This window comes from Bacillus sp. EB106-07-01-XG149, from assembly GCF_058791555.1.
The window spans coordinates 411,782-437,049 of the sequence record NZ_JBYTDP010000005.1 but is presented as its reverse complement, the minus strand read 5'-3'; the positions used below and the strand labels follow the sequence as shown (position 1 = coordinate 437,049).

Sequence of the window (25,268 nt, the reverse complement as noted above, 5' to 3'; positions counted from 1 at the left end):
CTTCTTTATCAATATCTTTTCAAATACGTTTCACAAAAAAAGCTACCATGCACGGTAGCTTTTACTTTTTCTTCATATCCGATGCTTTTTTTACAATGACACCACAAGCAATTCGATCACCTGATTTACCTGTTGGTTGTGTCATACCATCATCAGCGTTTTCTGTAATAATAATAGACGCTCCATCTTTTCTATGAATCGTTGTTTTTCCTTCTTCAAGCGTTATGTGCGGCGCATCGATTTCTGCCTTGATCTTTCCAGAACCGTCTGCAATTACGTTCGGTAAATCACCGTTTTCTGCACCCTTCGGATTAAGAAGTCCATGTTTTTTATTATCAGGATTAAAATGATTGCCAGATGATTCAAAACGTGGTGCTTTACACTCACCAATTTCGTGTACATGTATGCCGTGCGGGCCTGGTGCAAAACCTTCCCCTTTAATCGTAATTTTCACTCCGCTTGTTTGTTGCTCTACTTTCGCAGTCCCCACTTCATCGCCTGAAGCATTATGTAATTTCACGTCAATTTCTTTCGGCTTTCCTTGGTCACAACCTGCCATCAGAAATAATAAACAACAACTAAAAAAAAGCCGTTTTTTCATTCTATTCCCTCCAAAATATATTCTGCCCTTAGATTGTCCGAGCATAGAGGGAAACATACAAAAATGAGTTACTGTTTCTTTTCCGCTAAAAGTTTTTCTTCAACTTTCTGTAATCGCTCCGCTTCGCGTTTTGATACACGAATGAACATACGCCACGTAGCAACGGCACCAATGATAAATAGAACGCAAACAATCCCTGGAATAATATATTCTGTTTTATCTTCCGGAAAATATAAAGGCATCATACGGAACACTCCTTATTATAGGATTTTAAAAAACATCAGAATTTTCTGTTATATAATATAAAATTATAGTGGAACCTATCCATATTCTCAAGGGGGCATTCCGAAAGCGAATGATTTCTTTGACTCCTTCGCATACTTTCCTTACTATAAACTTGAGGTGAAAAATATGAGAGAAACATTTGAAATTGGTGAAATCGTTACTGGTATTTATAAAACTGGCAAATACATCGGCGAAGTTACAAATAGCCGTCCTGGCAGTTACGTCGTAAAAGTGTTAGCTGTTTTAAAACATCCGGTGCAAGGTGACTTACATAACGTAAAACAAGCTGACGTACCATTTTTCCATGAAAGACGTGCTTTAGCTTTCCGTGAACAGACGAACATTCCAGAGCAAATGGTGAAGAAATATGAAGGAGAAATTCCAGAGTATACAGAGTCACTCAAATTAGCATTAGAAACTCAAATGAATTCATTTTCTGAAGATGATTCACCTTTTGCGGTTCGTAGTCTAGAAACATTAGAGCAGTTAAAAAAAGACTACAAACTTTAAAAAAACAAAACGACCAAATTACATACTGTGCAATTTGGTCGTTACTGTGTACTCACTTTCTTTAACACTTTTGAAAAATCAACGAGTTCTCCCAATGTTGGAGGTGCTGGTTTCACTAAATACTCTTTATCTTTTTCTACTAATTTAAAAATATTATACGTCGTCATCGCATCATCTAGCGCACAATGATGCTTACCCGTCCCTGCTTTTCCATATGCCTCAATTGCTTTCCACAATCCTGTTTGATTTCTCTCTCCAAAAAACTTCTTATACTCAAGTGATAAATCACGACACTGTCCTAAGAACGGAAAGTCTACTCTCGCCATTTCACAATTATGCTTCAACACTTTCATATCCATATTTCCCCACGTAACAATGGTTGGTTTACATCTCCTTTCATATTCTGCAAGTTTTTCAACGAGTTCTGGAAACGAAATTCCTTTATCTACGACTTCTTGTTTAATTCCTAAAAATTTCTTACATCGATCCGTTAAAGAAGGAAAAGTTTTCGGCCTAACATGAGCTGAATACGTGTCTTCTACCTTACAGCCAACAACCGAAACGAGTCCTACCTCAATAATTTCCGGGAAAAATCCTTTTGGTTTTTTTCTGTGCTGGGGCATCGTAAACTCAAAATCCAAAAATAAAAATCGTTGTTCATCCATACGATCCCTTCCTTATCATCTTTGTCATTCCTTTCTATTTGACACTCCTACACGAACAAGCTCGAATGCTAATTCCATTTTAAATATTCAGATTGGATGTATCTTATATATATGTCAAATGCCCACAAATATTTTTAAAAATAAGAAAAAATGACCGATGCAGAAAATATGACAAAATACCCCCTCTCATTTACATCCTCCATTTTTCTACTTTATAATGACTTTATGTGTGTTTCGTTGGGAACATTTTTGACACACTAAGAAAAGTGAATGAAAGGAGATGAGAGTTTTGCACGAAACAACGCAAGAGCTCGCAAACTGGCAGTATTATTTTGCTATCGCAGTCTTTTTAATTACATATGCCATTATTATTTCAGAAAAAATTAATCGCGCTGTCATCGCACTTCTTGGTGCAGCACTCATGGTAATTATGGGGGTCGTTGATTTACACAACGCCTTTACGAAACATATTGAATGGGGGACGATTACGCTACTCATCGGTATGATGATTCTGGTGAACATTACGAGTAAATCGGGTGTCTTCCAATACGTTGCCATTAAAGCAGCAAAAGGGGCGCAAGGAAATCCAATTAAAATTTTAATTTCACTTTCCTTACTTACTGCGCTTGGTTCCGCATTTTTAGATAACGTTACAACTGTACTTCTTGTTGTTCCAGTTACTTTATCTATTACGCGCATACTGCAAGTAAATCCTGTTCCTTATTTACTTTCTGAAATTATTTTTTCAAACATTGGAGGAACAGCAACATTAATTGGTGATCCGCCAAATATTATGATTGGTTCTGCAAATAAGCATTTAGATTTCAATGCTTTCTTATTCAACTTAGCACCTATCGTAATCATTATTATTGCTGTTACAGCGACAATACTTTACTTCATGTACCGTAAACAATTAATTGCTGATCCTGTACAAATTAAAAAATTAATGAGTTTAGATGAAAAACAATACATTAAAGATCCAGTATTAATGAAAAAATCTTTAACAGTACTTGGACTTACAATCGTAGGTTTCATGACTCATTCGATCTTCCATGTTGATGCAGCTATCATCGCTTTAACTGGTGCTACTGTACTTATGCTAATCGGTGTAAAAGAACATGAAATTGAAGAGGTATTCGCAAGTGTAGAGTGGGTAACAATCTTCTTCTTCGCAGGACTATTCGTACTTGTTGGAGGACTTATTGATATCGGCCTTATCAAAATGTTAGCTCAAAAAGTAATTGGAATAACAGGCGGAGATGTTTCTTACGCATCTATCCTGATTTTATGGGTATCTGGTATCGCCTCTGCAACAATTGATAACATTCCATTCGTTGCAACAATGATCCCACTTATTAACGATATGGCAGTTGGTCTAGGTTTATCACCTTCTGACGCACAAATCGACGTATTATGGTGGGCATTAGCATTAGGTGCTTGTCTAGGTGGAAACGGAACATTAATCGGAGCTTCTGCTAACGTAATTGTTGCAGGTATCGCAAGTCGTGAGGGCCATAAATTTAGCTACATGGAATTCCTTAAAGTCGGCTTCCCAATTATGATCGTTTCATTAATCATTTCTCATATTTATATTTATTTACGCTACCTTATGTAGTAAAAAAGGGCTGTCCTATGTGGCAGCCCTTTTTTCTTGGTCAACGAAATATCGATTAACCAACAAAGAGCTGTTCCAAAATATCTTTGAAACAGCTCCCCGCATATATCTACTCGTTATACCTTACCGGCTCATTCCGAATAATGAACAAGTGAATCGGTAAGAAAACCGAAAATGTGATTGTATGAATAATCGTAAACAATATAGAATTCGTTCCGTATCTATCTAAAATTGCGTAGATAAGATAAATAGATAGCACAATCGATACAGCTGTTGCTATTAAATATAGAATTGGTACGAAGTTAAAAATGAAACACGCGACATATATGCCGAATACTTTCCATCCTGCTTCTTCTTTTAAGAAATCCGGTAATTTGTCTTTTGCTAAATCACCCCAGATCTTACTATTTAAAAAAGGAATAAACGCAAGAGCACCATCCGTTGCACCATCATTTTTCGCCATCGTATACAGTGCAAAAGCCGTTAATAAATACGCAATAATTGCCCAAATCAATACAACAAGAATAAACGCAAAACTAAGAGCAAAGAAACCTGCTAGTACGCCTTGATCTTCCATCTTATCCTCTCCTCTCTACTCTCAACATATTTCATTACTTTACAAGTTATGTTTTAAAATTTATCCAAACTCTCTGTATAATGGTATGAGAAAGGTAATAAGAAAGGAGAACGCACTTATGCATCCATTTGTACAAGCATTACAAGAGCATTTCATAGCTCATAAAAACCTTGAAAAAGCGGAACCGATGGCACGTTATATGAAAAATCACTTCCCATTTCTCGGAATTCAAACACCTGAAAGAAGACAATTATTGAAAGACGTCATCCAAATACATACTCTCCCAGATCAAAAAGATTTCCAAGTTATCGTATGTGAGCTTTGGGATTTACCAGAACGTGAATTTCAAGCGGCTGCACTCGATATTATGCAAAAATATAAAAAACATATAAACGAAACGCATATCCCGTTTTTAGAAGAACTCATTGTAACAAAATCTTGGTGGGATTCTGTCGATAGCATCGTTCCTACATTTTTAGGGAATATCTTTTTAAAACATCCAGAATTAATTTCCGCCTATATTCCAAAATGGATTGCATCAGATAACATATGGTTACAACGCGCCGCTATTTTATTCCAGCTAAAATATAAACAAAAGATGGATGAAGAACTTCTTTTCTGGATTATTGGACAGCTACATTCTTCAAAAGAATTTTTCATTCAAAAAGCGATTGGCTGGGTCCTTCGCGAATATGCAAAAACAAAGCCCGATGTCGTTTGGGAATACGTGCAAAATAACGAGCTTGCCTCGCTTAGTAAACGTGAAGCAATTAAGCACATTAAACAAAATTACGGAATAAATAACGAAAAAATAGGCGAGACTCTATCATAGATAGACGCGTTCCTCTATTGAGATTTAAAAAAGAACGTGTTAGAATATGTTCATTATTATTAATATAAGTAGCGATGACGGACTTATAAGTACTTGCACAAAAGCGATTCAGGGATAGTGAAAGCCTGAAGCCGCAAGGAAACGGCAGTCCCGAGCAATACGTGATAAAGTGGATGCACCTGTTGTGTATCAACTAGGGTGGAACCGCGGGCAAACGCTCGTCCCTAGGCAATTAAGCCTTGGGATGAGCGTTTTTTTATGTTTTCAAAGCATATACCGCTCGTTTCACTAGTATCTGAGCACGTCATCGCCAATACGTTAACTTTCAAAAGGAGGATTTTATTATGTATTCAATGGAACAAGTTGTAAACTTAGCAAAACATCGCGGTTTTGTTTTCCCTGGTTCTGAAATTTACGGTGGTCTTGCAAACACTTGGGATTACGGTCCACTTGGAATCGAATTAAAAAATAACGTTAAAAAAGCTTGGTGGAAAAAATTCATTCAAGAATCTCCATACAACGTTGGTTTAGACGCAGCTATTTTAATGAACCCAAAAACTTGGATCGCTTCTGGTCACGTTGGTAACTTCAACGATCCAATGATCGACTGTAAAAAATGTAAAGCGCGTCACCGTGCTGACAAATTAATTGAAGATGCATTAGATGCAAAAGGCATTGAAATGGTTGTTGATGGTCTTACTTTCGACCAAATGGCTGACTTAATGAAAGAGCATGAAGTAAAATGTCCTGATTGTGGTAGTGAAGAGTTCACTGAAATCCGTCAGTTCAACTTAATGTTCAAAACATTCCAAGGTGTTACAGAGTCTAGCACGAACGAAATCTTCCTTCGCCCTGAAACAGCACAAGGTATTTTCGTAAACTTCAAAAACGTACAACGCTCTATGCGTAAAAAACTTCCATTTGGTATCGGCCAAATCGGTAAGAGCTTCCGTAACGAAATCACGCCTGGTAACTTCACATTCCGTACACGTGAATTCGAACAAATGGAACTTGAATTCTTCTGTAAGCCTGGTGAAGATTTAGAGTGGTTCGCATTCTGGCGTGAAACTTGTAAGAACTGGTTACTTTCACTTGGTATGACTGAAGAAAGCATGCGTCTTCGTGACCACGGTGAAGAGGAATTATCTCACTACAGTAACGCAACAACTGATATTGAATTCCGATTCCCATTCGGTTGGGGCGAACTATGGGGCGTAGCATCTCGTACAGACTTCGATTTAAAACGTCACATGGAACACTCTAATGAAGACTTTAACTATATCGATCCACAAACGAATGAGCGTTACGTACCGTACTGCATCGAGCCATCTTTAGGTGCTGACCGCGTAACATTAGCATTCTTATGTGATGCATATGAAGAAGAGCAATTAGAAAACGATTCTCGTACAGTTCTTCGTTTCCACCCTGCTTTAGCACCATACAAAGCAGCTATCTTACCATTATCTAAAAAGCTATCTGAAGGTGCTACTGAAGTATTCGCAGAACTAGCTAAAGACTTCATGGTAGACTTTGACGAAACTGGTTCTATCGGTAAACGTTACCGTCGTCAAGACGAAATCGGTACACCATTCTGTATCACTTACGACTTCGACTCAGTTGAAGACAAAGCTGTTACAGTACGTGACCGTGACACAATGGAACAAGTTCGTATGCCAATTAGCGAGCTAAAAGGTTTCTTAGAGAAGAAAATCCAGTTCTAATTATAAAAAAGAGGCGCTCTATTGAGCCGCCTCTTTTTACTTTTCACGTTTTTCTTTAATTGCTACTGTACATCTTGATATGCATAGTAAATCATCATTTTCATCAATAATACGCACATCCCAAACCATCGTTGAATGTCCTCTATGTATCGGTGTCCCGATCGCTGTTACAATTCCATCTTTCTTTGAGCGAATGTGATTTGCATTAATTTCTAGACCGAAACAAATACATTTCTCTTGATCAATTAAATTGTATGAACCGACACTTGCTACTGTTTCCGCTAATGCAAGAGATGCACCACCGTGTAAAAAACCAAATGGCTGATGCGTACGCTCATCAACAGGCATCGTAGCAACCACCTTATCTTCTGTCATCTCTAACAACTCAATTCCAAGTGAATCCATTAAAGTTTTTCCCATATCGTTTCCTCCTTCTCTTACTTTAATTGAATGTATAATTTTACCTATTTATTTTCAAACTACTTATAACACTTATATAAGGAGGTTTCACCTAAATGAAACAGAAATTTTGTATATTACTGCTTATGCTCTCCTTGCTGACTATTGTACCAAATTGTGCACTAGCAGCCAAAGCATCCAACCTGACAATCGATGTTCAGACTGTAACAAAAAAAGGTAAGAAACCTTATATAGAATATCAAATTAACAGACCTTCTTTTCACAATTTTTCCGATTCTAAATTTCAAAATAAGCTCAATTTCTATTACAAAAAGTCTACTGACAAATTTAAAACTAAATTAGAAAAAGACGCAAAAAAATATTATAAAGAAACAGAAGGATCTAGCACACCTTTTCATCCGTACGTGGCGAATGTTGATTATAAAATCTCCTTAAATAAACCACCCTTACTCAGCCTATATTTGAATTACTATCAATATACAGGCGGAGCACACGGTCTTTATACGTGGAAGGCAAACACATTTGATTTAAAAGAAAAAAAGTTACTACACTTAGACGATTTATTTCAACAAGAAGATAAATATAAAGAAATAATCCGCGCTGAGATTGTAAGACAAATTAAACAAAATGAAGGCATTTATTTTCCTGATGCAACTGAAAAAATAATGAGTACGAAAAAGTTTCACTTCTTTTTAGAACCGGACAACCTCGTCATTTATTTCCCTTTATATGAGATTGCTCCTTATTCAAGCGGAATTCCTCAATTTCGTATTCCGTATACGTTGCTAAGAGAGTATTTGAAGCCTTCTTATCAAAATATTTTGATTGACAACAAGTAAATATTTTCGCTACGATAATGTTAACCTAAAAACAACAGGAGGTTAACATTATGAGAAGATTTCATGTTTTAGATTTAGCATTAGCTGCCATGTTCGTCGCTCTTATGGCCATTGGTGCAAATATTGTATCTTGGGCACCATTCCTGCAAGTAGCGGGCATCCCATTATCTATGCAACCATTTTTTGCAATTTTAGCAGGGCTTCTTCTTGGAAGTAGACTTGGTGCATTATCAATGACTGTGTATATGCTCGTTGGCTTAGCTGGTGCACCAATTTTCGCTAACTTCAAAGCTGGATTCGGGGCACTTTTAGATCCTACTGGTGGTTTTATTATTGCATTTATTATCGTTGCTTACGTATCAGGAAAACTAGTAGAACAAAAAGAACGACCAACATTCAGTACATTTGCAATTGCCTCTTTCACAGGAATCATTTTAACGTATATTATCGGTACTACTTATATGTACGGGGCAGTCAATTTCTTCATGGGTGGTAATATGAGTTATAAAGCTGCTTGGATGATTATGATGTGGTTCGCAGTAAAAGATATTGCATTTACAATTATCGGTGCTATTATCGCACCTCGCATATACTATGCTGTACGTCGTTCCGCTTATCAGCATTCTCATTCGACGATTTCATAATAAAAAGAGTTATCTTACTATGTTAAGATAACTCTTTTTTGTTTTTCGACAATATACGACACATATTAAAAATGATTTTTGTTATGCTAATTCAGCAAATTAGATATTTTGCACATCTAATTAGAACAATATTTTGGAGGAAAATCAGTGAATCTATCAAAAAATACACTTATTAAAGTAAGTGTCGGAGTACTATCTTTATTTTTCATACTAGGTATGAGTATCAGTTACAAATTATATGGAAATAGCGAGTTAGGAATGTCATATACCTTTGGAAACGGCCTAGCATTTTTCTTTTTAATTCTTACTATAGTTAGTTTATGCGCGGCTTTAATCTTTATTGTTATTGGGTTAATTAAGAAAGTACGAAAATTACCAGCAAAAAAATCTTTAATAACATCGTTAATACTATTTCTAACAACCGTTATATCCGTCATCGTTCTTCTCTTTACGATAACAAAAGTAACAAATATGGAAGAGGAGTATCAAGCTCTTCAAGCCCAAAAGAAAAAAGAAGCTAATTACTTAATTGCCGCAGCATCTTTTTATAATAATATAAACACCTTTAAATATGCAGCATCTTACGTGTTATCCGAGTATTCAACTACATGGTCAAGCGCAATAGATAAAAGACAGGACTTCAATAATGCACTAAGTTCTAAGAGAACAGAAATTGACGGAATGATTACAAGCGTTGATACGTTTTATAACAATATGGGAAATGATTTAAAGTTAGTCTCTGAAGCTGCAAAAGAACAGCCTAATAAATATAAAGAAACCTATGAAGAATATAAAAAAATATATGGGATTATCACTGCGCTTAACGAACAGGCCCAATCTCCAAGTGGCAGCTTAATTTCATTTAATCAAAACGTTAATGCATTGATTCAGGAATACAAAAAAGCAGCTGGTAATATTAATATCGCTATTACTGATGAAATAAAATCCAAAGCTGATGAGCTAAAGCCTACTGATCAAAAGTAAAGACACTCTCTCCAGAGTGTCTTTTTTTCTCAAAAAATCCCCTTTAGATTAAGCAGTAAATACGTTCCTTTACCGCTCATCCAACAGGGGATTATATCACTATATTAAGACTGTTGCTTCGTGTGTTCTTCTAAAATTTTCTGCATCATTGGAACCATTTCATCACGTAATTCTGGGTGTTGCAGGGCCATTTCGATTGTCGTTTGAACGAATCCTAACTTTTCACCTACGTCGTAGCGCTTTCCTTCGAAATCGTAAGCAAATACACGTTGAATTTCGTTTAAGTTTTGGATTGCATCTGTTAACTGAATTTCACCACCAGCACCAACATGTTGCTGTTCTAAGAACATGAAGATTTCAGGTGTTAAAACGTAACGTCCCATAATTGCTAAGTTTGAAGGTGCTGTACCTGCTGCTGGTTTCTCAACGAAATTGCGAACTTGGTAACGACGTCCTTCCTGCTCTAATGGGTCGATAATTCCATAACGGTGTGTTTCATCTTCTGGAACCGTTTGTACACCAATAACAGAAGAAAGCGTTTTATCATATTCTTCAATTAATTGACGTAAACATGGTTTTTCAGCTTGAACGATATCATCACCTAATAAAACAGCGAATGGCTCATCACCGATGAATTTACGTGCACACCAAACTGCATGCCCTAATCCTTTTGGTTCTTTTTGACGGATATAGTGAATATCTACCATTTTTGAAGAAGCCTGTACTTTTTCAAGTAACTCATACTTTTTCTTTTCTAATAAGTTTTGCTCTAACTCAAATGCATTATCAAAATGATCTTCAATAGAGCGCTTCGTTTTACCAGTAACGATAATAATATCTTCGATTCCTGATTTTATTGCTTCTTCTACAATGTATTGGATAGTTGGTTTATCTACTATCGGTAACATTTCTTTTGGCATTGCTTTTGTTGCTGGTAAAAAACGTGTTCCTAATCCCGCTGCTGGGATTATCGCTTTTCTTACTCTTTTCATCACAAAATACCCTCTCTTCTGTCAGAATCAATAACGATTATTTCCTTACATAGAACAAAAGGGAGGTTTCACTCCCTTTTGTTCCCTACTACTTAAAATTACTTTATATTATAAACGATTCATAATATCTTCTTTAATAGTAAGTAACTTTTGTTCACTATTTTGTAAAGAATTATCTTGAACACCGAAGTAGAACTTAATCTTCGGTTCAGTTCCAGATGGGCGTAGGCAGAACCAAGAACCATCTTCTAATTGATATTTTAACACATTTGATTTCGGTAAGTGAATCTCTTCTTTATGTCCATCTTGTAAAGATGTAACGATGCTCGCTTTATAGTCTTCAACAGCTACAACTGTTAAGCCCGCTACTTCTTTCGGAGGATTTTCACGGAATGTTGCCATCATCTCTTGAATTTGTTCCGCTCCATCTTTTCCTTTTAGCGTTAGCGATACAAGATCTTCACGGAAGAAACCGTACTTCTCAAATACTTCTAATAAACCATCGTATAAAGTTTTACCTTGTGATTTGTAGTATGCAGCTACTTCACATGCAAATAGAACAGATTGTACTGCATCTTTATCACGACAGAATGGACGGATTAAATAACCATAGCTTTCCTCATAACCGAATTGGAATTCGTATTGTCCGCTTTCTTCATACTGTTTAATTTTCTCACCGATAAATTTAAATCCAGTTAACGTATCAACTGTATCTAAACCGTATGCTTTCGCGATTGTACGGCCAATTTCAGACGTTACGATTGTTTTTAATACAACACCGTTCTCTGGAAGTGTTCCGTTTTCTTTCTTTTGAGATAATAAGTAATCAAGCATTAATGCACCTGTTTGGTTACCAGTTAATACTTGGAACTCACCATCGTGATTACGAACTGCAACGCCTAGACGGTCTGCGTCAGGATCCGTTGCGATTAACACATCTGCGCCTACCTTCTCACCGTCACGAATTGCATACTCAAACGCTGCATGCTCTTCTGGGTTCGGTGATTTTACTGTAGAGAAGTTCGGATCTGGTAACTCTTGCTCTTTTACAACTGTTACATCTGTAAATCCAACTTCTTCTAAACCACGGCGTACAGAAATATTTGATGTTCCGTGTAATGGTGTAAAGACGATTTTTAAGTCTTTACCAACATTTTGTACCATTTCTTTATTAATAATGACATTGTTCAATTCTGCAGCATATGCATCATCTACTTCTTGTCCAATAATATTTAATAAACCGTCAGCTTTTAATTGCTCCACATTAGCAACCTCAACTGTTAACTCATCCTCTACTGCATTTACATAGCTAATTAACTCATCAGCTTCTTTTGGAGGCAACTGCCCACCATCTTCACCGTATACTTTATAACCGTTATATTCCGGCGGATTATGGCTTGCCGTAAGAACGATTCCACTTACTGTATGTAAATGACGAACTGCGAAAGAAAGCACTGGCGTTGGACGTAAGCTTTCAAACACATATGTTGTGATACCGTGTGCACCAAGTGTAGCAGCTACTTCCATTGCAAATTCAGGTGATTTATGACGAGAATCGTACGCAACAACAACACCGCGCTTCTTCGCTTCTTCACCTAATTTTTCAATAAACTTCGCTAATCCTTGTGTTGCTTTACGAACTGTATATACGTTTAAACGGTTCGTACCAGCACCAAGTTCACCACGCATACCACCTGTACCGAATTCTAGATTTTTATAAAAGCTGTCCTCAATTTTCTTCTCATCTTGCTTCATGTTTTCTAACTGTTCTTTTAGTTCTGCGTCTAACTCTGTATATGAAAGCCAGCGACTAAATTCTTGTTTCCAGTTCATATTTCTATCTCCTCTCGCTTGTCTTACCTTTATTATATGAAAAAAACAACCTGTATCTCAATATTTTTTACAATCTAACAGGATTTTACTAGGAATATTTGTATACACTATGGTTAAATACTCCACTAAAGGGAATGAGGATTATGCAAGAATGGGGCTTGTCAGAAGAGCTCAAAATACAAACAAAGCAAATGATTGAAATTGCTGAGAAAGAATTATCAATTATGAGACAAGCAATTGATAAAGAAGATGAATGTATTTTGTGCAAAATGGAAGATATTCATCATATGTTAGCAAACGTACAAACATTGGCAGCTACATACTATATTCAAGCGTATTTATCACCTTATACTGAAAGCTCACATTCTATCACAGCAACTGTCCAACATTTAAGCGCCCGAAAACACGGGGCTCTTATTGTTGTGGAAAGAAACGAGCCACTTGACTCTCTTATTCAAACTGGAACAACATTACATGCTCATTTAACCTCACCGTTACTTGAATCCATTTTCTATCCAGGTAACCCTCTTCATGACGGAGCCGTTCTCGTTAAAAATGATCATATTGTTTCAGCTGCCAATATTCTTCCGTTAACGAAAAGCACAGAAGTTGATCCTGAACTAGGAACACGTCACAGAGCTGCAATTGGCTTATCAGAAAAAAGCGATGCACTTATTTTAGTTGTCTCTGAAGAAACAGGTCGCACTTCATTCGCTTTAAATGGAACGTTATATACCATTTCTTTATAGGTTCCATCTTTTCCTATAGAACAGTACAATAGGAAATGAAATTATATCGAATTAACGAAAAAAATGACAATAATCATACCAATAAAAAAGGCTGTTCCAAAATGTTGGAACAGCCTTCTCTTATGGATCTTACTCTTCTCCGAAACGTTCAACAAGTGTTGCAAGTGTACGTACCATTGCACCCGTTGCTCCAGCTGGCCCTAAATCATGCGCTCCTGACGTTTCAGATGTTCCAGCGATGTCTAAGTGTACCCAAGGTGTATCTTCAGCAAATTCACCTAAGAATGTACCTGCCATAACCGCATGTCCTTCTCGGCCTGGTGAGTTATTTAAATCAGCAAACTTACTATTTCGAACGCGTTCTTTATCACGATCAAAAATCGGTAATTGCCAAATTGATTCATCTGTTTCCATAGAAGCCTCTAGCACTTGCTCAAACAACTCTTCATTGTTTGTCATTGCGCCTGTCGTCTGATTTCCAAGTGCAACAATTACACCACCTGTTAATGTCGCAACATCAATAAGATAGTTTGCACCTAGTTTTTTCGCATACGTAATACCGTCAGCTAACGCTAGGCGACCTTCTGCATCTGTATTTAATACTTCAATTGTTTTTCCGCTCATAGATGTGATTACATCGTCTGGCTTAAATGCTGTACCACTCACAACGTTATCAGTTGATGGAATAACAGCGATCACATTTTGCTCTGGGCGAAGTTCACCGATAATTTCCATCGCACCTAATACAGAAGCAGCACCGCCCATATCACCTTTCATACCGACCATGCCTTCACGTGGTTTTAAAGAATAACCACCTGTATCGTATGTAATCCCTTTTCCAACGAATCCAATGACATCTGTCCACTCTTCTTTTCCTTTATAAATAAGAGCGATCATTTTTGGTGGCTCAGTAGATCCTTGGTTTACTGCAAGTAACGCACCCATACCAAGCTCTTCCATCTCTTCTTTCTCAAGAACTTTATAATCCATATCATACTTTTCCGCTAACTCAACAGCATACTCAGCAAGCTTTGTTGCTGTTAATACGTTTGGCGGCATATTTACAAGTGTACGAGCTGAATTTGTTGCACGTCCATGTACGTAGCCAACTGTTAATGCAGCTTCAATTTCTTGTGCATCTTCCGCTGTAATAGCCGTGAACTTCTCTAGTTCCACACGATCCTTTTTATCTGATTTATACGTTTGTAACTCATATGTACCAAGACCTTGTACTTCTGCTGCAATATGAGCTACATCAATCGCATCTAATTTCTCTGTTACGAAAGAATCAAGCAAGATTGCTGCATCTTGTACTTTTGCTGCTTGTAACGTTTTAAACGCCTTACCAAGAGCAGAACGCAACGTTTCTGTCGTGTAAGACTCTTTCTTACCTAAACCAACGAAATAATAACGTTTCACATTTGTTTTTCCTAAACTATGTACTTTTGAAATAGCTTTCTTCTTAGTAGAAAGTTCTTTCTCTTCTAATAAAACTTGTAATTGTCCTTCAAAAGCTTTGTCCAGTTCTTGTACAAAACTACTCGTTTTCTCTTCTTCAAATAAGGCAACGATTACCGCTTCATGGCTTGCTAATTCTTTTTGTACTTGAAACATGTTCAGACCCCCTAAATTTCTCTACTCTGCCTTTATTATAACTTTATTTTCGATAAAATGCGACAATTCTAACTTCTGTTACATCCTACATAATCCGTATTTCTTCTATTTATAAAATAAAAAAGTCTAGCGTAATTCCCACTAGACTATCTTTGTTTTAAATATTGACCACGAAACACTTGCATCGTTTCGTCTTGATTTAACATCGTTAACTCTTCTTCTGAAAACTTACCATTTCCAACTTTCACTACATACACATTCACTTTTTTCTTACCCCATTGGCTATAAACATCTTTCACCGTATCATAATACAGATCAAGACGGTTTCCTTTTATTGCACCGCCCTTATCAGCTACTACACCGTACCCATAACCTGGTACGAATAGAATCGTTCCAATTGGGAATACGCGTAAGTCCGCAGCGATTGTGGAATATAAATCCCTTTTCACCTTAACTCCTGAATATGTAATACCATACTCCGGATGTCCCGGTCTCTTACCAGTTGACTCAATTCCCGACGTATAACCTGTTGCAGTCATTTCAATTGAACGATATTTAGACCAGTCGTTTGCCTGCTCTAAAGCATTTATCACTTCTTTACTCGGAGCAACATTTCTCTTAACTTCTGCTGCATGTACTTCTTTTGCACTCGTTCCCTCATATTTCTTTACAATCTCTAATAAAGAAACTCCTGTGAAAGCATTCCATGTTACGCATAATGCGGATACAAGTAAACAAGTCATCATAATGCGAATACAATATCGTTTTAACATTTTTATATTCCACACTCCTTCATCGTTAATCATTCCCTATACGATGAAGGAATATGCAAAAAAATAATCCCCAAATGAATTGGAGATTAAAACATTTGATATCCGCTTTTCCGCAGTTTCTTAATGACAATTCCGGCTAAAGCAGCACCTACTAATCCAGTAGATAGAATAAACACATCTGCCTGCCCTAAATGCGATACACTTGTCCCAAATGAAGAGAATGTTTCTTTCGGCTTTGAAAAATAATCCCACATACTCGCTTTATTAATAATAAGCATACAAATAATTGGATACACAATAACCATTATCCACGTCGCTCGCAAAATCATGTTGAGTAAAAATCCAATTCCAAAAAACAAAATGAAAAATAACATCATTGAAATAAGTAGTACTGGTATACTCACTCTTTCTCCCTCTCCTTCGCATGCGCCGTAAATACATGATAAGCTGTATAACCAAATTGCTCTCCTGGATCTAATGTTTTGTTCATCTCAAGATGTAGTTCTGACCTTCCTTCAAACAAATATTTGATAAGTAGAGACGTATTTGGATCGTCCGCAATCGTATCTGGATGTAAAAATGCTACTTCAGACAATTCCTTCTCCTGTACAATAATGTTTTCTCCTTCAGGCTCCAAAAGGAAAATAATCATATTATCACTAATCTCATTGCGAATCACGCCCGATCGAACACCAATGATCCCCTTCACATGAGCGACGATACCTGTCTCTTCTAACACTTCACGTTTCACAGCTTCATCAACCGTCTCACCTTCATTTACAAAACCAGCCGGTAAAGACCATTTCCCCTTTAATCCACTGTATTTTTTCTTAACGAACAGCCACCTGCCATCTTTTGTAGCAACTAAACCACTAACAGCTAACCACACTTTCCCTCGCTTCTCCATGATGTAATACCCTCCTCTACTAGAACGGACAGAATATTCTTTCTTTTTATATATTATACTATATTTTTAAAATGAAAAAAGCAGAAACAGCTCTTAGCCGTTTCTGCTTTTTCTACTATATATTAAAAGAACTTTAATTTACCTTTTTTAAGAACTAATAAAGGTCCACCTAATAAGAATAGGTAACGGTTATCGATAACTTTCTTCATGAAAGAAGCTTTCCAACCTGTTAACTTTTTGCCCATAACAACGCCCATTGCATCGTCATGACCTAAAGAACATACAGATCCTTTATTGTCGAATGCGAATTTTTTCATTTCGCCTTTACCACGAACTAACACAGTTAAGTTGTGTGCAATGTTGTAACCTTCTTGAATTGCGATTTGTGCCGTTGGTGGGTATGGACGATTAATTTCTTCGTTAATGATTAACGCTGCGTCACCAACCATGAATACATCTTCGTATCCTGGAGCGTGCATGTACTCATCAACTTTTACACGTCCGCGCATTGCTTCAAAGCCAGACTCTTCTACAATACCGTTACCACGAACACCCGCAGCCCAAACTACTGTTTCCGACTTAATTAATTCAGTATCATCGCCGTTTGCAACGATAATACCTTCTTCAGTTGCTTCTTTAATTGCTGTACCGATGCGGAATTCTACGCCTTTTTTCTCAAGTTGTTTTACAGCGTATTCTACTAATGCTGGATCGAAACCTGGAAGTGCTGTTGGAGCAGCTTCTACACAGATAATACGTGCTTTTTCACGTGGTACATTGTACTGTTTGCAAAGTTCAGGAACACGGTTTGCAAGCTCACCTACGTACTCGATACCAGTAAATCCAGCACCACCAACAACGATCGTTACTAATTCATCGCGTTGTTCAGTTGCATATTTAGCAAAACTAGCTTCCATATGCTCACGAATTTCACGAGTTGCATTAATGTTAGCAATTGAGAATGCATGCTCTTTTAATCCTGTAATTCCGAATGTTTCTGATTCGAAACCAAGACCGATTACTAAGTAGTCATACTCTAGCTCGCCGTCTTTTAAGATGATGCGTTTTTCAGCAGCTTTAATTTCTACTACTGTGTCTTGTACAAAGTTCACTTTATTTGTATCAATAACGTCTTGAATATCTAGACAGATTTTTTCATCTTGTAATGTACCAGCTGCGCTCTCATGTAACCAAGTCGCTTGGTAGTGATAGCTGTTGTTGTTTACTAACGTAATTTCAGCTTCATTTACAGATAATGCTTTTTGCAGACGAACAGTCGTAATCATCCCGCCATAACCTGCACCTAAAACTACGATTTTTGGAGTCTTCACCAAATCACAACCCTTTTCTTTATATAATAGTAATGAAAAATAATACCAAGTACTAAAAACTATATTTGTCAAGAATGTGGAATTTATCACATTCTATATCATAACAAAACGCAGTCAAAAAATCGTACGAATTTTGTCATAGAAATTTAACATAATACTTCCCTATATTAGTCGGTTTTATTCCAGAATTCAAGCGTCTGGAGAATTATCAATATTTTAAAATAACATAGCGTTTTCAAGGGTTTTTCAGCCTTTTTTTCATGTATTTTCCTTTCACCATATTTTATACAATTAAAAAAGCATCTATGCGAAAACTTACACACAATTCAGTCGTTTTCAGAAGTATTATGAACTCAAATATGCTATCATTTATTTGAAAGTGTCATCATTTGCAGGATTTTCGTGTACATATGAACAATATATGAAATCAATATCAAAATTCCATCTATAGGGGGAATGAAAGTGGCAGAAAATCAAAAAGTTTACGACATAACAATTATTGGTGGTGGTCCAACAGGGCTGTTCACAGCATTTTATGGCGGCATGAGACAAGCAAGTGTAAAAATCATTGAAAGCTTACCTCAACTTGGAGGACAATTATCCGCACTCTACCCTGAAAAATACATTTATGATGTAGCTGGATTCCCGAAAGTGCGTGCACAAGAATTAGTTGATAACTTAAAAGAGCAAATAAAGAAATTTGACCCAACCGTTTGTTTAGAAGAAGCTGTTGATACGCTTGAGAAACAAGCTGACGGTATATTTAAACTTGTTACGAATAAGCAAACTCACTATTCTAAATCAGTTATTATTACTGCTGGCAATGGTGCTTTCCAACCACGCCGCTTAGAATTAGAAGGTACAGCAAAGTACGAAAAGAAAAACTTACATTATTTCGTTGATGATATGAATAAATTTGCTGGTAAGCGCGTCGTAGTATTTGGTGGCGGCGACTCAGCGGTTGATTGGACAATGATGTTAGAGCCAATCGCTGACAAAGTTACAATCGTTCATCGCCGTGATAAATTCCGTGCGCATGAACATAGCGTAGAAAGCTTAATGAATTCTCGTGCAGAAGTAAGCACACCGTACGTTCCAGTAGAACTCATTGGTGATGACAATATTGAACAAGTCGTTCTTCAGCATGTAAAAACAGAAGAAAAACTTATCATCGATGTGGATGATGTCATCGTAAACTACGGCTTCGTTTCCTCTCTTGGCCCAATCAAAAACTGGGGCTTAGATATACAAAAAAACAGCATTCTCGTGAACTCGAAAATGGAAACAAATATTCCTGGCATATACGCTGCTGGTGACATTTGTACATATGAAGGAAAAGTAAAACTCATTGCTTGCGGCTTTGGTGAAGCACCAACAGCAGTAAACAATGCAAAAGCTTACTTCGATCCAAACGCAAAACTTCAACCGATGCACAGCTCAAGTATGTTTTAATATAGAAATGAAAAGAACTCCTTTTACGTGAAGGAGTTCTTTTATTATTGTGCTACCGTATCCTTCCAAAATATGTTACAATAAACGAGAACAAACGTTCTATTTAATAAGGGGGATATTTTAAAATGAAAGAACCTAAGATCGTAAAAAAAGAAGCTTTCCAAGCAATCGGCGTTTCGATTACGACGACAAATGAAATAGAGGCATCTACTGGAGGAAAAATTCCCGGGCTTTGGAACCGCTACTTCCAAGAACAAATTATGCATCACATCCCAAATCAACAAACGCAAGAAACATTCGCTTTCTACTCCAATTACGAATCAGACGAAACTGGTACATATCAATTTACAATCGGTGTGCCCGTTTCTTCATTAGAAGACGTTCCTGAAAATATGACAACTTTAACAATACCTGCCGCTACATATGCGGTATTTACAACGAGAAAAGGACCAGTCGCTGAAGTCGTTTGTGAGGCTTGGGAATATATTTGGCAATGGTCAAAAGAAAACAAACGTGCTTTTACAACAGACTTTGAGCTTTATGATGAAAAAGCAACAGATCCAACCAACGTACAATTAGATATTTATATTGCATTAGCCTGAACGACAAAAAAGAAGATACCATTTGGTATCTTCTTTTTTGTCGTTAAATAGCCACTGTGCAAATTCATTATTATTGTCTACAATGAGAAAGTGCAGTATAGAAATATTAGAAACTGTATAAAGTGAAACTATACTCAGTGGGGGTTTTGTTCATCCCCACTGAGTATTAGTTGAACCAATCGGACGTTTACGGGCAGTTAGTCTCCCACCTAACTTCTTTGCTCAAGCCAAATTTTGAGGTGGGAGTTTTACTGCCCGTTAACGCGGGATAAAGTGATTGTTAACAGGTTTTTCAGTTTAAATTTGTCACATAGAAAGGAAGCAATATGGAGGAACTACAACAAAATAAATCTGCTTTAAAAGAAAATGCGAAACCGTTATTAAAAAATACGAATTTCCTTTTCCTTTGGGCAGCTACTCTTTTTTCAAGTTTTGCTTTAGCCTTTTTTACTTTTTCACAAACGTGGTACATAGCAAAAACATTAAACCTTGAGGCTTCACTCGGTGTTGTTTTCGTAGCTCTTAGTGTTCCAAGGCTTATTTTTATGATTATCGGCGGTGCTGTAGCTGATAAATTCCCGAAAAAAAACATTATGTTTTATTCTAATATTATTCGTGCTATTCTTGTCGCAACCATCCTTACATGGTTCATCGTAGGTGATGTAACACTATATACATTTGCTTTATTCGCTTTATTCTTCGGGCTTGCTGATGCTTTTTTCTGGTCAGCTGATGGATCTATCTTGCCTGAACTTGTAGAAAAAAGCCGTTTAACACAAGCAAACTCACTTACACAAATGACAAACCAAGCATCTGTCATCTTAGGCCCTGTACTGGGCGGAATTCTTATCAAATTTACGAACTATGAAACGATCTTTTCGATCACGATTTTATTACTAATCGTCGCAGCCATACTCGTTCAAAAAATACAATTTACGATGCCAGAACAGCAAAATACAGACAAAGGCATGTTCACTTCGATTAAAGAAGGAATTTTATATGTAAAGGAATCACCATTCCTTTCAACTTTCCTTCTTTGTAGCGCCTTTTTAAACTTATTTTTAATCGGTCCGATGCAAGTTGGCTTCCCGCTTTTCGTTAAAAATGTTCTGCACGGTGATTCGCTTCAATTTAGTTACTTAGAAGCGTCTGTAGGTGGCGGAATGGCAATAGGCGCTGTCATTGTCGGTTTAAAAAATATTAATCGTAGACGCGGTCTATTTTGTATTATCATGATGCTACTGTCTGGTGTATTCTTCTTATCCATCAACTTTAGCACCGTACTGTGGCAAGCATTATTAGCTGGCATGTTTTACGGTATTACAATTGCAATGGCTATCGTTCCGCTTATGGCGATGATTCAATCGACAGTAAAAGAAGAAATGATGGGACGCGTAATGAGTTTACTTATGCTCTCATCAATGGGCTTTATCCCGCTTTCTTATGCATTCACATCAATCGCACTTGCAATAGGGATTCCAATCGTAACCGTTATGAAAAGCGGTGCAATCGCTGTTATCGTCTTCGTACTATTTGTAGCAATTCGTGTTCCAGTTGTAAGAAAGTTTGATTAACCACTTGGAGTCATGTGTTATACGCATGGCTCCTTTTTAAACGGATCAAATAACGGTATCCCCTTACTTCTTCTCATAGCTGCTCCCCATTCTAGTCCAACCTCTAAAAATAGATCCCGCACTGTACTGTATAAAAGAGCCTTAACATTTTTACGAATTTCCCCGTATTTATACGCTCTCACAACACTCTTCACTCGCCAAATGAAGTTTCCATACACTTCTTCATCAGCTAATATTTGCTCCAGTAACACACCTTGCTCTAGTAACCCGCTCTTTTTATATGCAAGTTCCACCTTACTCCAAAATATATTAATCTTCTTCGGATTACGCGTCATCGGTACAAGTGCGTATATAAAAGGCTTCGGTATATCGTGGCGGCAATACGTCTCATCAAGTTCGTACGTTTCTTTTCTATTCTCTTTTATTTGTGGAATGTTTTTAGAAAGAATTGTTTCCCCCTCATTTTTTTGCACATTTTTACTACAGCCAGCTGCACGACCCTCACTTTCACATGCGGACATTTTCATACGGTCATCCATGCGGTCAATTGCAGATATAAGAAATACATATAAGTTCGCACTATACCCGCCGCGTTTATGTCTTTCTTTTGTCGCAACACGCTTTATAATTCCTAGTTCCTCTAACTTTGCAATTGAGCGGCGTACTGTACGAATACTCTTTCCAACATTTGTAGCAATCGTCTCCATTAACGGACAAGCAACTCCCACTGTTTTCTGTTTCTCATTCACTGCATACTTTCCTAAAAAATGAATAATGGTAACATCCGTTTTATTTAATTCAAATCGATAGCACTTCAAAACTTCTTTTTGATATGTATTAAACTCTTCTTTACTTCGAAATTCACTGTATGGTTTCATTAGATTATATAAGCTTCCCATTTTTATCACCTCATTTATAGGTAAGAAGCGGGAAGAGAAATTGGCGTGATATTTAATATTTTTTTAGTGGAGATGAAAATATGATTGTAATAAGCGCTTGTTTAGGTGGTATCGCTTGTCGGTATGATGGAAATGACAATCTCGTTTCAAAAATAGAGGAGCTACTGCAACAAGAAGATACAGTCCTCATTTGTCCTGAAGTATTAGGAGGATTACCAACGCCTCGTCCTTCAGCTGAAATTATTGGCGGTAATGGCGATGATGTTTTAGATGGGAAAGCGCAAGTGATGACAAAAAACGGTGAAGATGTTACAGAAGCTTTCGTGAGCGGTGCTTATAAAGCTCTAGAACAAATGAAAGATTTACATCCAGAATATATTATTTTAAAGGAACGCAGTCCATCTTGTGGTAGTTCTACGATTTACACTGGAGAATTTAACGGGAATAAACAAACTGGTTACGGCGTAACAACTGCTTTATTCAAAAGACATGGATTTACAGTCATTTCAGAAGAGGATTTTGAGAATATAAAAAGGAATTGACCCTGTTCGTCAATTCCTTTTTATCTGCCTTATTTCACAACTAGTTTTTCTTTCACTTTCGCAGGAAGCTCATCTTTCTTTACTTCTTCCCAAGCTGATACACCTTTTTTATCTGAGTGATATACACGTAAGAATGCTTCTTTACGAAGATTTTTTTGTGCATTAAATTCTAATTCTTTCTCTTTACCTTCTTTATCAAAACCAGTTAACTTATATTCGTAATTTTTATACGGCTCACCATTATCAGATTTACCATTATACTCTTTTCCATCTACTGTAATTTGAACGTAATACTCGTCTTTACCCATACGATTTAAATCACAACCAACTAATAGGCTTGCAAATACAACTAAAATACTAAAAAGTGCAATATATCTTTTCATTTCCTTCACCTCATGTGTTTTTCTTATATTGTTATCTTAAAGCCTAAGCTTTAAAGAAGAAATTCAAAAACATGACATGAACATTACACTTTTGTAAGATAATAATTATTTCTTCACTTTAGAAACCGTCATCCCATCACCAATTGGAATGAGTACGGACTCTAAACTTGGATGAGTTGCTACTACTTCATTAAACTTCTTCATAACTTCTGTATAACGTTTTTGTTTCGCACTTTCATCAGCTACACTACCACCAGCTAAAACATTATCTGTAACAATTACAGCACCTGGATTAGCAAGCTCAATACAGTACGTTAAGTAATTTTCATAATTCTCCTTATCAGCATCGATAAAGAAGAAATCAAATCGCTTATTACTTGTGACTAATTTCTCAAGACTTTGTAAAGCAGCACCAGTCATATACGACACTTGTTTTCCAAATCCCGCTTTATGTAAATTACGATGCGCTACCTCTGCGTATTTCTCTTCTAGTTCAAGTGAAGTTAACGTACCTTCTTCTCCAAAACCTCTCGCAAGACAAATGCCACTATACCCACCTAATGCACCTATTTCTAATACATCTTTCGCTCCAGAAATGGAAACTAACATCGTTAAAAGTTTCCCCGAAGAAGGTGATACCGATATCGGCGGCATTTCGTTTTCTTTTATGGAAGCAATCACTTCATCCAAAAGAGCATCTTGATCACAAAACACTGAATCGATATAACGATTAATTTGTTTCATCAGATGCAGTCCCTTGCTCTAGATTTGCCTTCTCATCTAACGTAGGCGCTTCTTCTGTTTCACTCTCATGTATTTCAAATAGTTGTGTAAATTCATTAATAACCATATCAATTGCCTTTAATTCCCCGATTAAAATTTGCTGAATAGACTGGAATTCCGGCTCACTTAACTGTTGTTTAATTGTCGCTCGTTTCAAATTCATCATTTCTAAAAAGGCAATCGCTCTCCCGCGGCGAAATGTTTTCGGTCCGCGATGATGCGATCCGTCTCTCCCTTTATGACGCTCACCACGGTGGTGTCCTTCTTTCATGAACTTATCTTTTCTCATTTCAAATCCCCCTTTGTATACAAATGTATACATTTATTTCGTTAATCAAAAGTGTATACGTTTGTATACAAAATGTCAAAACAAAAGAAAAACCGCTACTTAAAAAGGAATCATTTAACTCCTTTCTAAGTAGCGGTTTCGTTTTCAATATGTGAAAAGGGATTTCTAAATGATGAATGGAATATATATTTATTGTTTTCTAGCTTTTGAGAGGAGAAATAATATGAATCCTATTTTATTAGATGTTCCGTTACAAATAGAAACAGACAGACTTATTCTTCGAGCACCACTTCAAGCTGGTGAAGGGAATGTAGTACACCAAGCTATTAAAGATTCCATTAGTGAATTAAGGCAATGGCTACTTTTATTCCAGTCAATTCCTACTGTTGAAGAAACGGAAATTCTCCTGAGAAATGCGCATATAGATTTTTTGAAAAGAGAAAGCTTTCGCTATCTTATCTATCATAAGGAGACGAATAATTTTATTGGAACTGCTAGCCTTCACGGAATTAATTGGAAGGTTTCTAAATGTGAAATTGGCTACTGGATTAACACGCAATTTAGTGGAAATGGATATATGACAGAAGTAGTAAGTGCGTTAATAAACCTTGGATTTCAGTTATTCAAATTTAGCAGGATTGAAATACGATGTGAACGTAATAACACGAAAAGTCGTGCGATTCCTGAAAAACTAGGTTTTGAACTTGAAGGGACATTACGTAATGAAGATCTTTCAGCTGACGGTAAACAACTAATTGATACTTGCATCTATGCAAAGATAAATTAAATTGTAAAATTCATTGTGCAACATATCTTAAAATCGGTTTCTAAATTGTGAAGGCGACGTTTTTG

The 25,268-nt window shown here is 36.7% G+C and carries 29 protein-coding genes; 13 read left to right on the top strand and 16 right to left on the bottom strand.

Annotated features, from left to right (window positions below):
• Positions 1-61: 61 nt before the first annotated feature.
• Together sodC and AC3WTA_RS21995 are read right to left on the bottom strand one after the other, a co-directional pair.
• Entirely contained in the window at positions 62-601 is a 540-nt protein-coding gene (gene sodC, locus AC3WTA_RS22000; RefSeq protein WP_000746502.1) for a superoxide dismutase [Cu-Zn], read from the bottom strand.
• A 68-nt stretch (positions 602-669) separates the two neighbouring features.
• On the bottom strand, positions 670-846 hold the full coding sequence (locus tag AC3WTA_RS21995) for a hypothetical protein (RefSeq protein WP_000982763.1): 177 nt from the start codon (positions 844-846) through the stop codon (positions 670-672).
• 166 nt (positions 847-1,012) lie between these two features.
• Here AC3WTA_RS21995 and kapB point away from each other — a divergent pair, with 166 nt between their 5' ends.
• Complete coding sequence (gene kapB / locus AC3WTA_RS21990) at positions 1,013-1,396, top strand: kinase-associated lipoprotein KapB (RefSeq protein ID WP_001209345.1); 384 nt, start codon at positions 1,013-1,015, stop codon at positions 1,394-1,396.
• Between the two features lie 41 nt (positions 1,397-1,437).
• Here the strand turns inward: kapB and kapD are convergent, their stop codons facing one another.
• Positions 1,438-2,061, bottom strand: coding sequence for a 3'-5' exonuclease KapD (kapD, locus tag AC3WTA_RS21985; protein WP_000344365.1), 624 nt, complete (start codon positions 2,059-2,061; stop codon positions 1,438-1,440).
• A gap of 289 nt (positions 2,062-2,350) precedes the next feature.
• Between kapD and AC3WTA_RS21980 the strand changes: the two genes are divergently transcribed.
• Positions 2,351-3,676, top strand: a complete 1,326-nt coding sequence (locus tag AC3WTA_RS21980) for an ArsB/NhaD family transporter (protein ID WP_000545212.1) — start codon at positions 2,351-2,353, stop codon at positions 3,674-3,676.
• 109 nt (positions 3,677-3,785) lie between these two features.
• Here AC3WTA_RS21980 and AC3WTA_RS21975 read toward each other — a convergent pair whose 3' ends face one another.
• Entirely contained in the window at positions 3,786-4,253 is a 468-nt protein-coding gene (locus AC3WTA_RS21975) for a hypothetical protein (RefSeq protein WP_000390064.1), read from the bottom strand.
• 118 nt (positions 4,254-4,371) lie between these two features.
• On the opposite strand from AC3WTA_RS21975, the gene AC3WTA_RS21970 reads away from it, so the two are divergent.
• Positions 4,372-5,085 carry a DNA alkylation repair protein gene (locus tag AC3WTA_RS21970; protein WP_000553333.1) on the top strand — a complete coding sequence of 238 codons (714 nt, stop codon included), beginning with the start codon at positions 4,372-4,374 and terminating at the stop codon, positions 5,083-5,085.
• 344 nt (positions 5,086-5,429) lie between these two features.
• On the top strand, positions 5,430-6,806 hold the full coding sequence (locus AC3WTA_RS21965) for a glycine--tRNA ligase (protein ID WP_000287155.1): 1,377 nt from the start codon (positions 5,430-5,432) through the stop codon (positions 6,804-6,806).
• Positions 6,807-6,842: 36 nt separating this feature from the next.
• Here AC3WTA_RS21965 and AC3WTA_RS21960 read toward each other — a convergent pair whose 3' ends face one another.
• Entirely contained in the window at positions 6,843-7,226 is a 384-nt protein-coding gene (locus AC3WTA_RS21960; protein ID WP_000520763.1) for a hotdog fold thioesterase, read from the bottom strand.
• Positions 7,227-7,321: 95 nt separating this feature from the next.
• On the opposite strand from AC3WTA_RS21960, the gene AC3WTA_RS21955 reads away from it, so the two are divergent.
• The 3 genes from AC3WTA_RS21955 (at position 7,322) to AC3WTA_RS21945 (ending at position 9,693) form a co-directional block, all read left to right on the top strand.
• Positions 7,322-8,065, top strand: a complete 744-nt coding sequence (locus AC3WTA_RS21955; RefSeq protein ID WP_000810345.1) for a DUF3298 and DUF4163 domain-containing protein — start codon at positions 7,322-7,324, stop codon at positions 8,063-8,065.
• A gap of 50 nt (positions 8,066-8,115) precedes the next feature.
• Positions 8,116-8,709, top strand: a complete 594-nt coding sequence (locus AC3WTA_RS21950; RefSeq protein ID WP_001252151.1) for a biotin transporter BioY — start codon at positions 8,116-8,118, stop codon at positions 8,707-8,709.
• 147 nt (positions 8,710-8,856) lie between these two features.
• Complete coding sequence (locus tag AC3WTA_RS21945; RefSeq protein WP_001054104.1) at positions 8,857-9,693, top strand: hypothetical protein; 837 nt, start codon at positions 8,857-8,859, stop codon at positions 9,691-9,693.
• 104 nt (positions 9,694-9,797) lie between these two features.
• On the opposite strand, the gene galU is transcribed toward AC3WTA_RS21945, so the two are convergent.
• Positions 9,798-10,685, bottom strand: coding sequence for a UTP--glucose-1-phosphate uridylyltransferase GalU (galU, locus tag AC3WTA_RS21940; RefSeq protein WP_000832650.1), 888 nt, complete (start codon positions 10,683-10,685; stop codon positions 9,798-9,800).
• Between the two features lie 108 nt (positions 10,686-10,793).
• Entirely contained in the window at positions 10,794-12,518 is a 1,725-nt protein-coding gene (locus tag AC3WTA_RS21935; RefSeq protein ID WP_492333026.1) for a phospho-sugar mutase, read from the bottom strand.
• 143 nt (positions 12,519-12,661) lie between these two features.
• Here AC3WTA_RS21935 and cdaS point away from each other — a divergent pair, with 143 nt between their 5' ends.
• Positions 12,662-13,267, top strand: coding sequence for a sporulation-specific diadenylate cyclase CdaS (gene cdaS / locus AC3WTA_RS21930; RefSeq protein ID WP_070169194.1), 606 nt, complete (start codon positions 12,662-12,664; stop codon positions 13,265-13,267).
• A gap of 129 nt (positions 13,268-13,396) precedes the next feature.
• Here cdaS and pepA read toward each other — a convergent pair whose 3' ends face one another.
• From pepA to AC3WTA_RS21905, 5 genes are all read right to left on the bottom strand, one after another.
• The gene (gene pepA / locus AC3WTA_RS21925; RefSeq protein WP_000487978.1) at positions 13,397-14,881 is read right to left on the bottom strand and encodes a cytosol aminopeptidase; all 1,485 of its coding nucleotides are present in this window, start codon (positions 14,879-14,881) and stop codon (positions 13,397-13,399) included.
• A gap of 146 nt (positions 14,882-15,027) precedes the next feature.
• Positions 15,028-15,654 (bottom strand): stationary phase survival protein SpsC, encoded by a 627-nt coding sequence (spsC, locus tag AC3WTA_RS21920; protein ID WP_000920109.1) that lies wholly within the window; start codon positions 15,652-15,654, stop codon positions 15,028-15,030.
• Between the two features lie 86 nt (positions 15,655-15,740).
• A complete protein-coding gene (locus AC3WTA_RS21915; RefSeq protein ID WP_492333025.1) occupies positions 15,741-16,058 on the bottom strand; it encodes a YuiB family protein in 318 nt (105 codons plus the stop codon).
• Complete coding sequence (locus AC3WTA_RS21910; protein WP_000415323.1) at positions 16,055-16,561, bottom strand: NUDIX hydrolase; 507 nt, start codon at positions 16,559-16,561, stop codon at positions 16,055-16,057. The genes AC3WTA_RS21915 and AC3WTA_RS21910 overlap by 4 nt, the downstream gene beginning before the upstream one ends.
• Before the next feature lie 122 nt (positions 16,562-16,683).
• Complete coding sequence (locus AC3WTA_RS21905; RefSeq protein ID WP_000856610.1) at positions 16,684-17,892, bottom strand: NAD(P)/FAD-dependent oxidoreductase; 1,209 nt, start codon at positions 17,890-17,892, stop codon at positions 16,684-16,686.
• 462 nt (positions 17,893-18,354) lie between these two features.
• Here AC3WTA_RS21905 and AC3WTA_RS21900 point away from each other — a divergent pair, with 462 nt between their 5' ends.
• The 3 genes from AC3WTA_RS21900 to AC3WTA_RS21890 all read left to right on the top strand — a co-directional run bounded on the left by AC3WTA_RS21900 (position 18,355) and on the right by AC3WTA_RS21890 (position 21,520).
• Positions 18,355-19,344 (top strand): NAD(P)/FAD-dependent oxidoreductase, encoded by a 990-nt coding sequence (locus AC3WTA_RS21900; RefSeq protein WP_000829770.1) that lies wholly within the window; start codon positions 18,355-18,357, stop codon positions 19,342-19,344.
• Between the two features lie 125 nt (positions 19,345-19,469).
• Positions 19,470-19,946, top strand: coding sequence for a GyrI-like domain-containing protein (locus AC3WTA_RS21895; protein ID WP_070169195.1), 477 nt, complete (start codon positions 19,470-19,472; stop codon positions 19,944-19,946).
• A gap of 326 nt (positions 19,947-20,272) precedes the next feature.
• Positions 20,273-21,520 carry an MFS transporter gene (locus tag AC3WTA_RS21890; RefSeq protein ID WP_000391926.1) on the top strand — a complete coding sequence of 416 codons (1,248 nt, stop codon included), beginning with the start codon at positions 20,273-20,275 and terminating at the stop codon, positions 21,518-21,520.
• Between the two features lie 17 nt (positions 21,521-21,537).
• Here the strand turns inward: AC3WTA_RS21890 and AC3WTA_RS21885 are convergent, their stop codons facing one another.
• Complete coding sequence (locus AC3WTA_RS21885; RefSeq protein WP_000535239.1) at positions 21,538-22,419, bottom strand: helix-turn-helix domain-containing protein; 882 nt, start codon at positions 22,417-22,419, stop codon at positions 21,538-21,540.
• Between the two features lie 80 nt (positions 22,420-22,499).
• Here AC3WTA_RS21885 and AC3WTA_RS21880 point away from each other — a divergent pair, with 80 nt between their 5' ends.
• Complete coding sequence (locus tag AC3WTA_RS21880; RefSeq protein ID WP_000635505.1) at positions 22,500-22,961, top strand: 2-thiouracil desulfurase family protein; 462 nt, start codon at positions 22,500-22,502, stop codon at positions 22,959-22,961.
• A 29-nt stretch (positions 22,962-22,990) separates the two neighbouring features.
• Here AC3WTA_RS21880 and AC3WTA_RS21875 read toward each other — a convergent pair whose 3' ends face one another.
• The 3 genes from AC3WTA_RS21875 to AC3WTA_RS21865 all read right to left on the bottom strand — a co-directional run bounded on the left by AC3WTA_RS21875 (position 22,991) and on the right by AC3WTA_RS21865 (position 24,416).
• Positions 22,991-23,344: a YxeA family protein gene (locus tag AC3WTA_RS21875; protein ID WP_000833161.1), complete on the bottom strand. Its 354-nt coding sequence runs from the start codon at positions 23,342-23,344 to the stop codon at positions 22,991-22,993.
• Positions 23,345-23,449: 105 nt separating this feature from the next.
• On the bottom strand, positions 23,450-24,088 hold the full coding sequence (locus AC3WTA_RS21870) for an O-methyltransferase (RefSeq protein ID WP_000809683.1): 639 nt from the start codon (positions 24,086-24,088) through the stop codon (positions 23,450-23,452).
• Positions 24,075-24,416, bottom strand: a complete 342-nt coding sequence (locus AC3WTA_RS21865) for a hypothetical protein (RefSeq protein WP_001224266.1) — start codon at positions 24,414-24,416, stop codon at positions 24,075-24,077. The genes AC3WTA_RS21870 and AC3WTA_RS21865 overlap by 14 nt, the downstream gene beginning before the upstream one ends.
• Before the next feature lie 223 nt (positions 24,417-24,639).
• Here AC3WTA_RS21865 and AC3WTA_RS21860 point away from each other — a divergent pair, with 223 nt between their 5' ends.
• The gene (locus AC3WTA_RS21860) at positions 24,640-25,203 is read left to right on the top strand and encodes a GNAT family N-acetyltransferase (protein WP_001068207.1); all 564 of its coding nucleotides are present in this window, start codon (positions 24,640-24,642) and stop codon (positions 25,201-25,203) included.
• The last annotated feature ends 65 nt before the right edge of the window (positions 25,204-25,268 follow it).

Excerpts from the sequence above, each read along its gene's own strand:
- sodC (WP_000746502.1), bottom strand. The coding sequence starts at position 601 with ATGAAAAAACGGCTTTTTTTTAGTTGTTGTTTATTATTTCTGATGGCA.
- AC3WTA_RS21995 (WP_000982763.1), bottom strand. The coding sequence starts at position 846 with ATGATGCCTTTATATTTTCCGGAAGATAAAACAGAATATATTATTCCA.
- kapB (WP_001209345.1), top strand. The coding sequence starts at position 1,013 with ATGAGAGAAACATTTGAAATTGGTGAAATCGTTACTGGTATTTATAAA.
- kapD (WP_000344365.1), bottom strand. The coding sequence starts at position 2,061 with ATGGATGAACAACGATTTTTATTTTTGGATTTTGAGTTTACGATGCCC.
- AC3WTA_RS21975 (WP_000390064.1), bottom strand. The coding sequence starts at position 4,253 with ATGGAAGATCAAGGCGTACTAGCAGGTTTCTTTGCTCTTAGTTTTGCG.
- AC3WTA_RS21970 (WP_000553333.1), top strand. The coding sequence starts at position 4,372 with ATGCATCCATTTGTACAAGCATTACAAGAGCATTTCATAGCTCATAAA.
- AC3WTA_RS21965 (WP_000287155.1), top strand. The coding sequence starts at position 5,430 with ATGTATTCAATGGAACAAGTTGTAAACTTAGCAAAACATCGCGGTTTT.
- AC3WTA_RS21960 (WP_000520763.1), bottom strand. The coding sequence starts at position 7,226 with ATGGGAAAAACTTTAATGGATTCACTTGGAATTGAGTTGTTAGAGATG.
- AC3WTA_RS21955 (WP_000810345.1), top strand. The coding sequence starts at position 7,322 with ATGAAACAGAAATTTTGTATATTACTGCTTATGCTCTCCTTGCTGACT.
- AC3WTA_RS21950 (WP_001252151.1), top strand. The coding sequence starts at position 8,116 with ATGAGAAGATTTCATGTTTTAGATTTAGCATTAGCTGCCATGTTCGTC.
- galU (WP_000832650.1), bottom strand. The coding sequence starts at position 10,685 with ATGAAAAGAGTAAGAAAAGCGATAATCCCAGCAGCGGGATTAGGAACA.
- AC3WTA_RS21935 (WP_492333026.1), bottom strand. The coding sequence starts at position 12,518 with ATGAACTGGAAACAAGAATTTAGTCGCTGGCTTTCATATACAGAGTTA.
- cdaS (WP_070169194.1), top strand. The coding sequence starts at position 12,662 with ATGCAAGAATGGGGCTTGTCAGAAGAGCTCAAAATACAAACAAAGCAA.
- pepA (WP_000487978.1), bottom strand. The coding sequence starts at position 14,881 with ATGTTTCAAGTACAAAAAGAATTAGCAAGCCATGAAGCGGTAATCGTT.
- spsC (WP_000920109.1), bottom strand. The coding sequence starts at position 15,654 with ATGTTAAAACGATATTGTATTCGCATTATGATGACTTGTTTACTTGTA.
- AC3WTA_RS21910 (WP_000415323.1), bottom strand. The coding sequence starts at position 16,561 with ATGGAGAAGCGAGGGAAAGTGTGGTTAGCTGTTAGTGGTTTAGTTGCT.
- AC3WTA_RS21895 (WP_070169195.1), top strand. The coding sequence starts at position 19,470 with ATGAAAGAACCTAAGATCGTAAAAAAAGAAGCTTTCCAAGCAATCGGC.
- AC3WTA_RS21890 (WP_000391926.1), top strand. The coding sequence starts at position 20,273 with ATGGAGGAACTACAACAAAATAAATCTGCTTTAAAAGAAAATGCGAAA.
- AC3WTA_RS21885 (WP_000535239.1), bottom strand. The coding sequence starts at position 22,419 with ATGGGAAGCTTATATAATCTAATGAAACCATACAGTGAATTTCGAAGT.
- AC3WTA_RS21880 (WP_000635505.1), top strand. The coding sequence starts at position 22,500 with ATGATTGTAATAAGCGCTTGTTTAGGTGGTATCGCTTGTCGGTATGAT.
- AC3WTA_RS21875 (WP_000833161.1), bottom strand. The coding sequence starts at position 23,344 with ATGAAAAGATATATTGCACTTTTTAGTATTTTAGTTGTATTTGCAAGC.
- AC3WTA_RS21870 (WP_000809683.1), bottom strand. The coding sequence starts at position 24,088 with ATGAAACAAATTAATCGTTATATCGATTCAGTGTTTTGTGATCAAGAT.
- AC3WTA_RS21865 (WP_001224266.1), bottom strand. The coding sequence starts at position 24,416 with ATGAGAAAAGATAAGTTCATGAAAGAAGGACACCACCGTGGTGAGCGT.
- AC3WTA_RS21860 (WP_001068207.1), top strand. The coding sequence starts at position 24,640 with ATGAATCCTATTTTATTAGATGTTCCGTTACAAATAGAAACAGACAGA.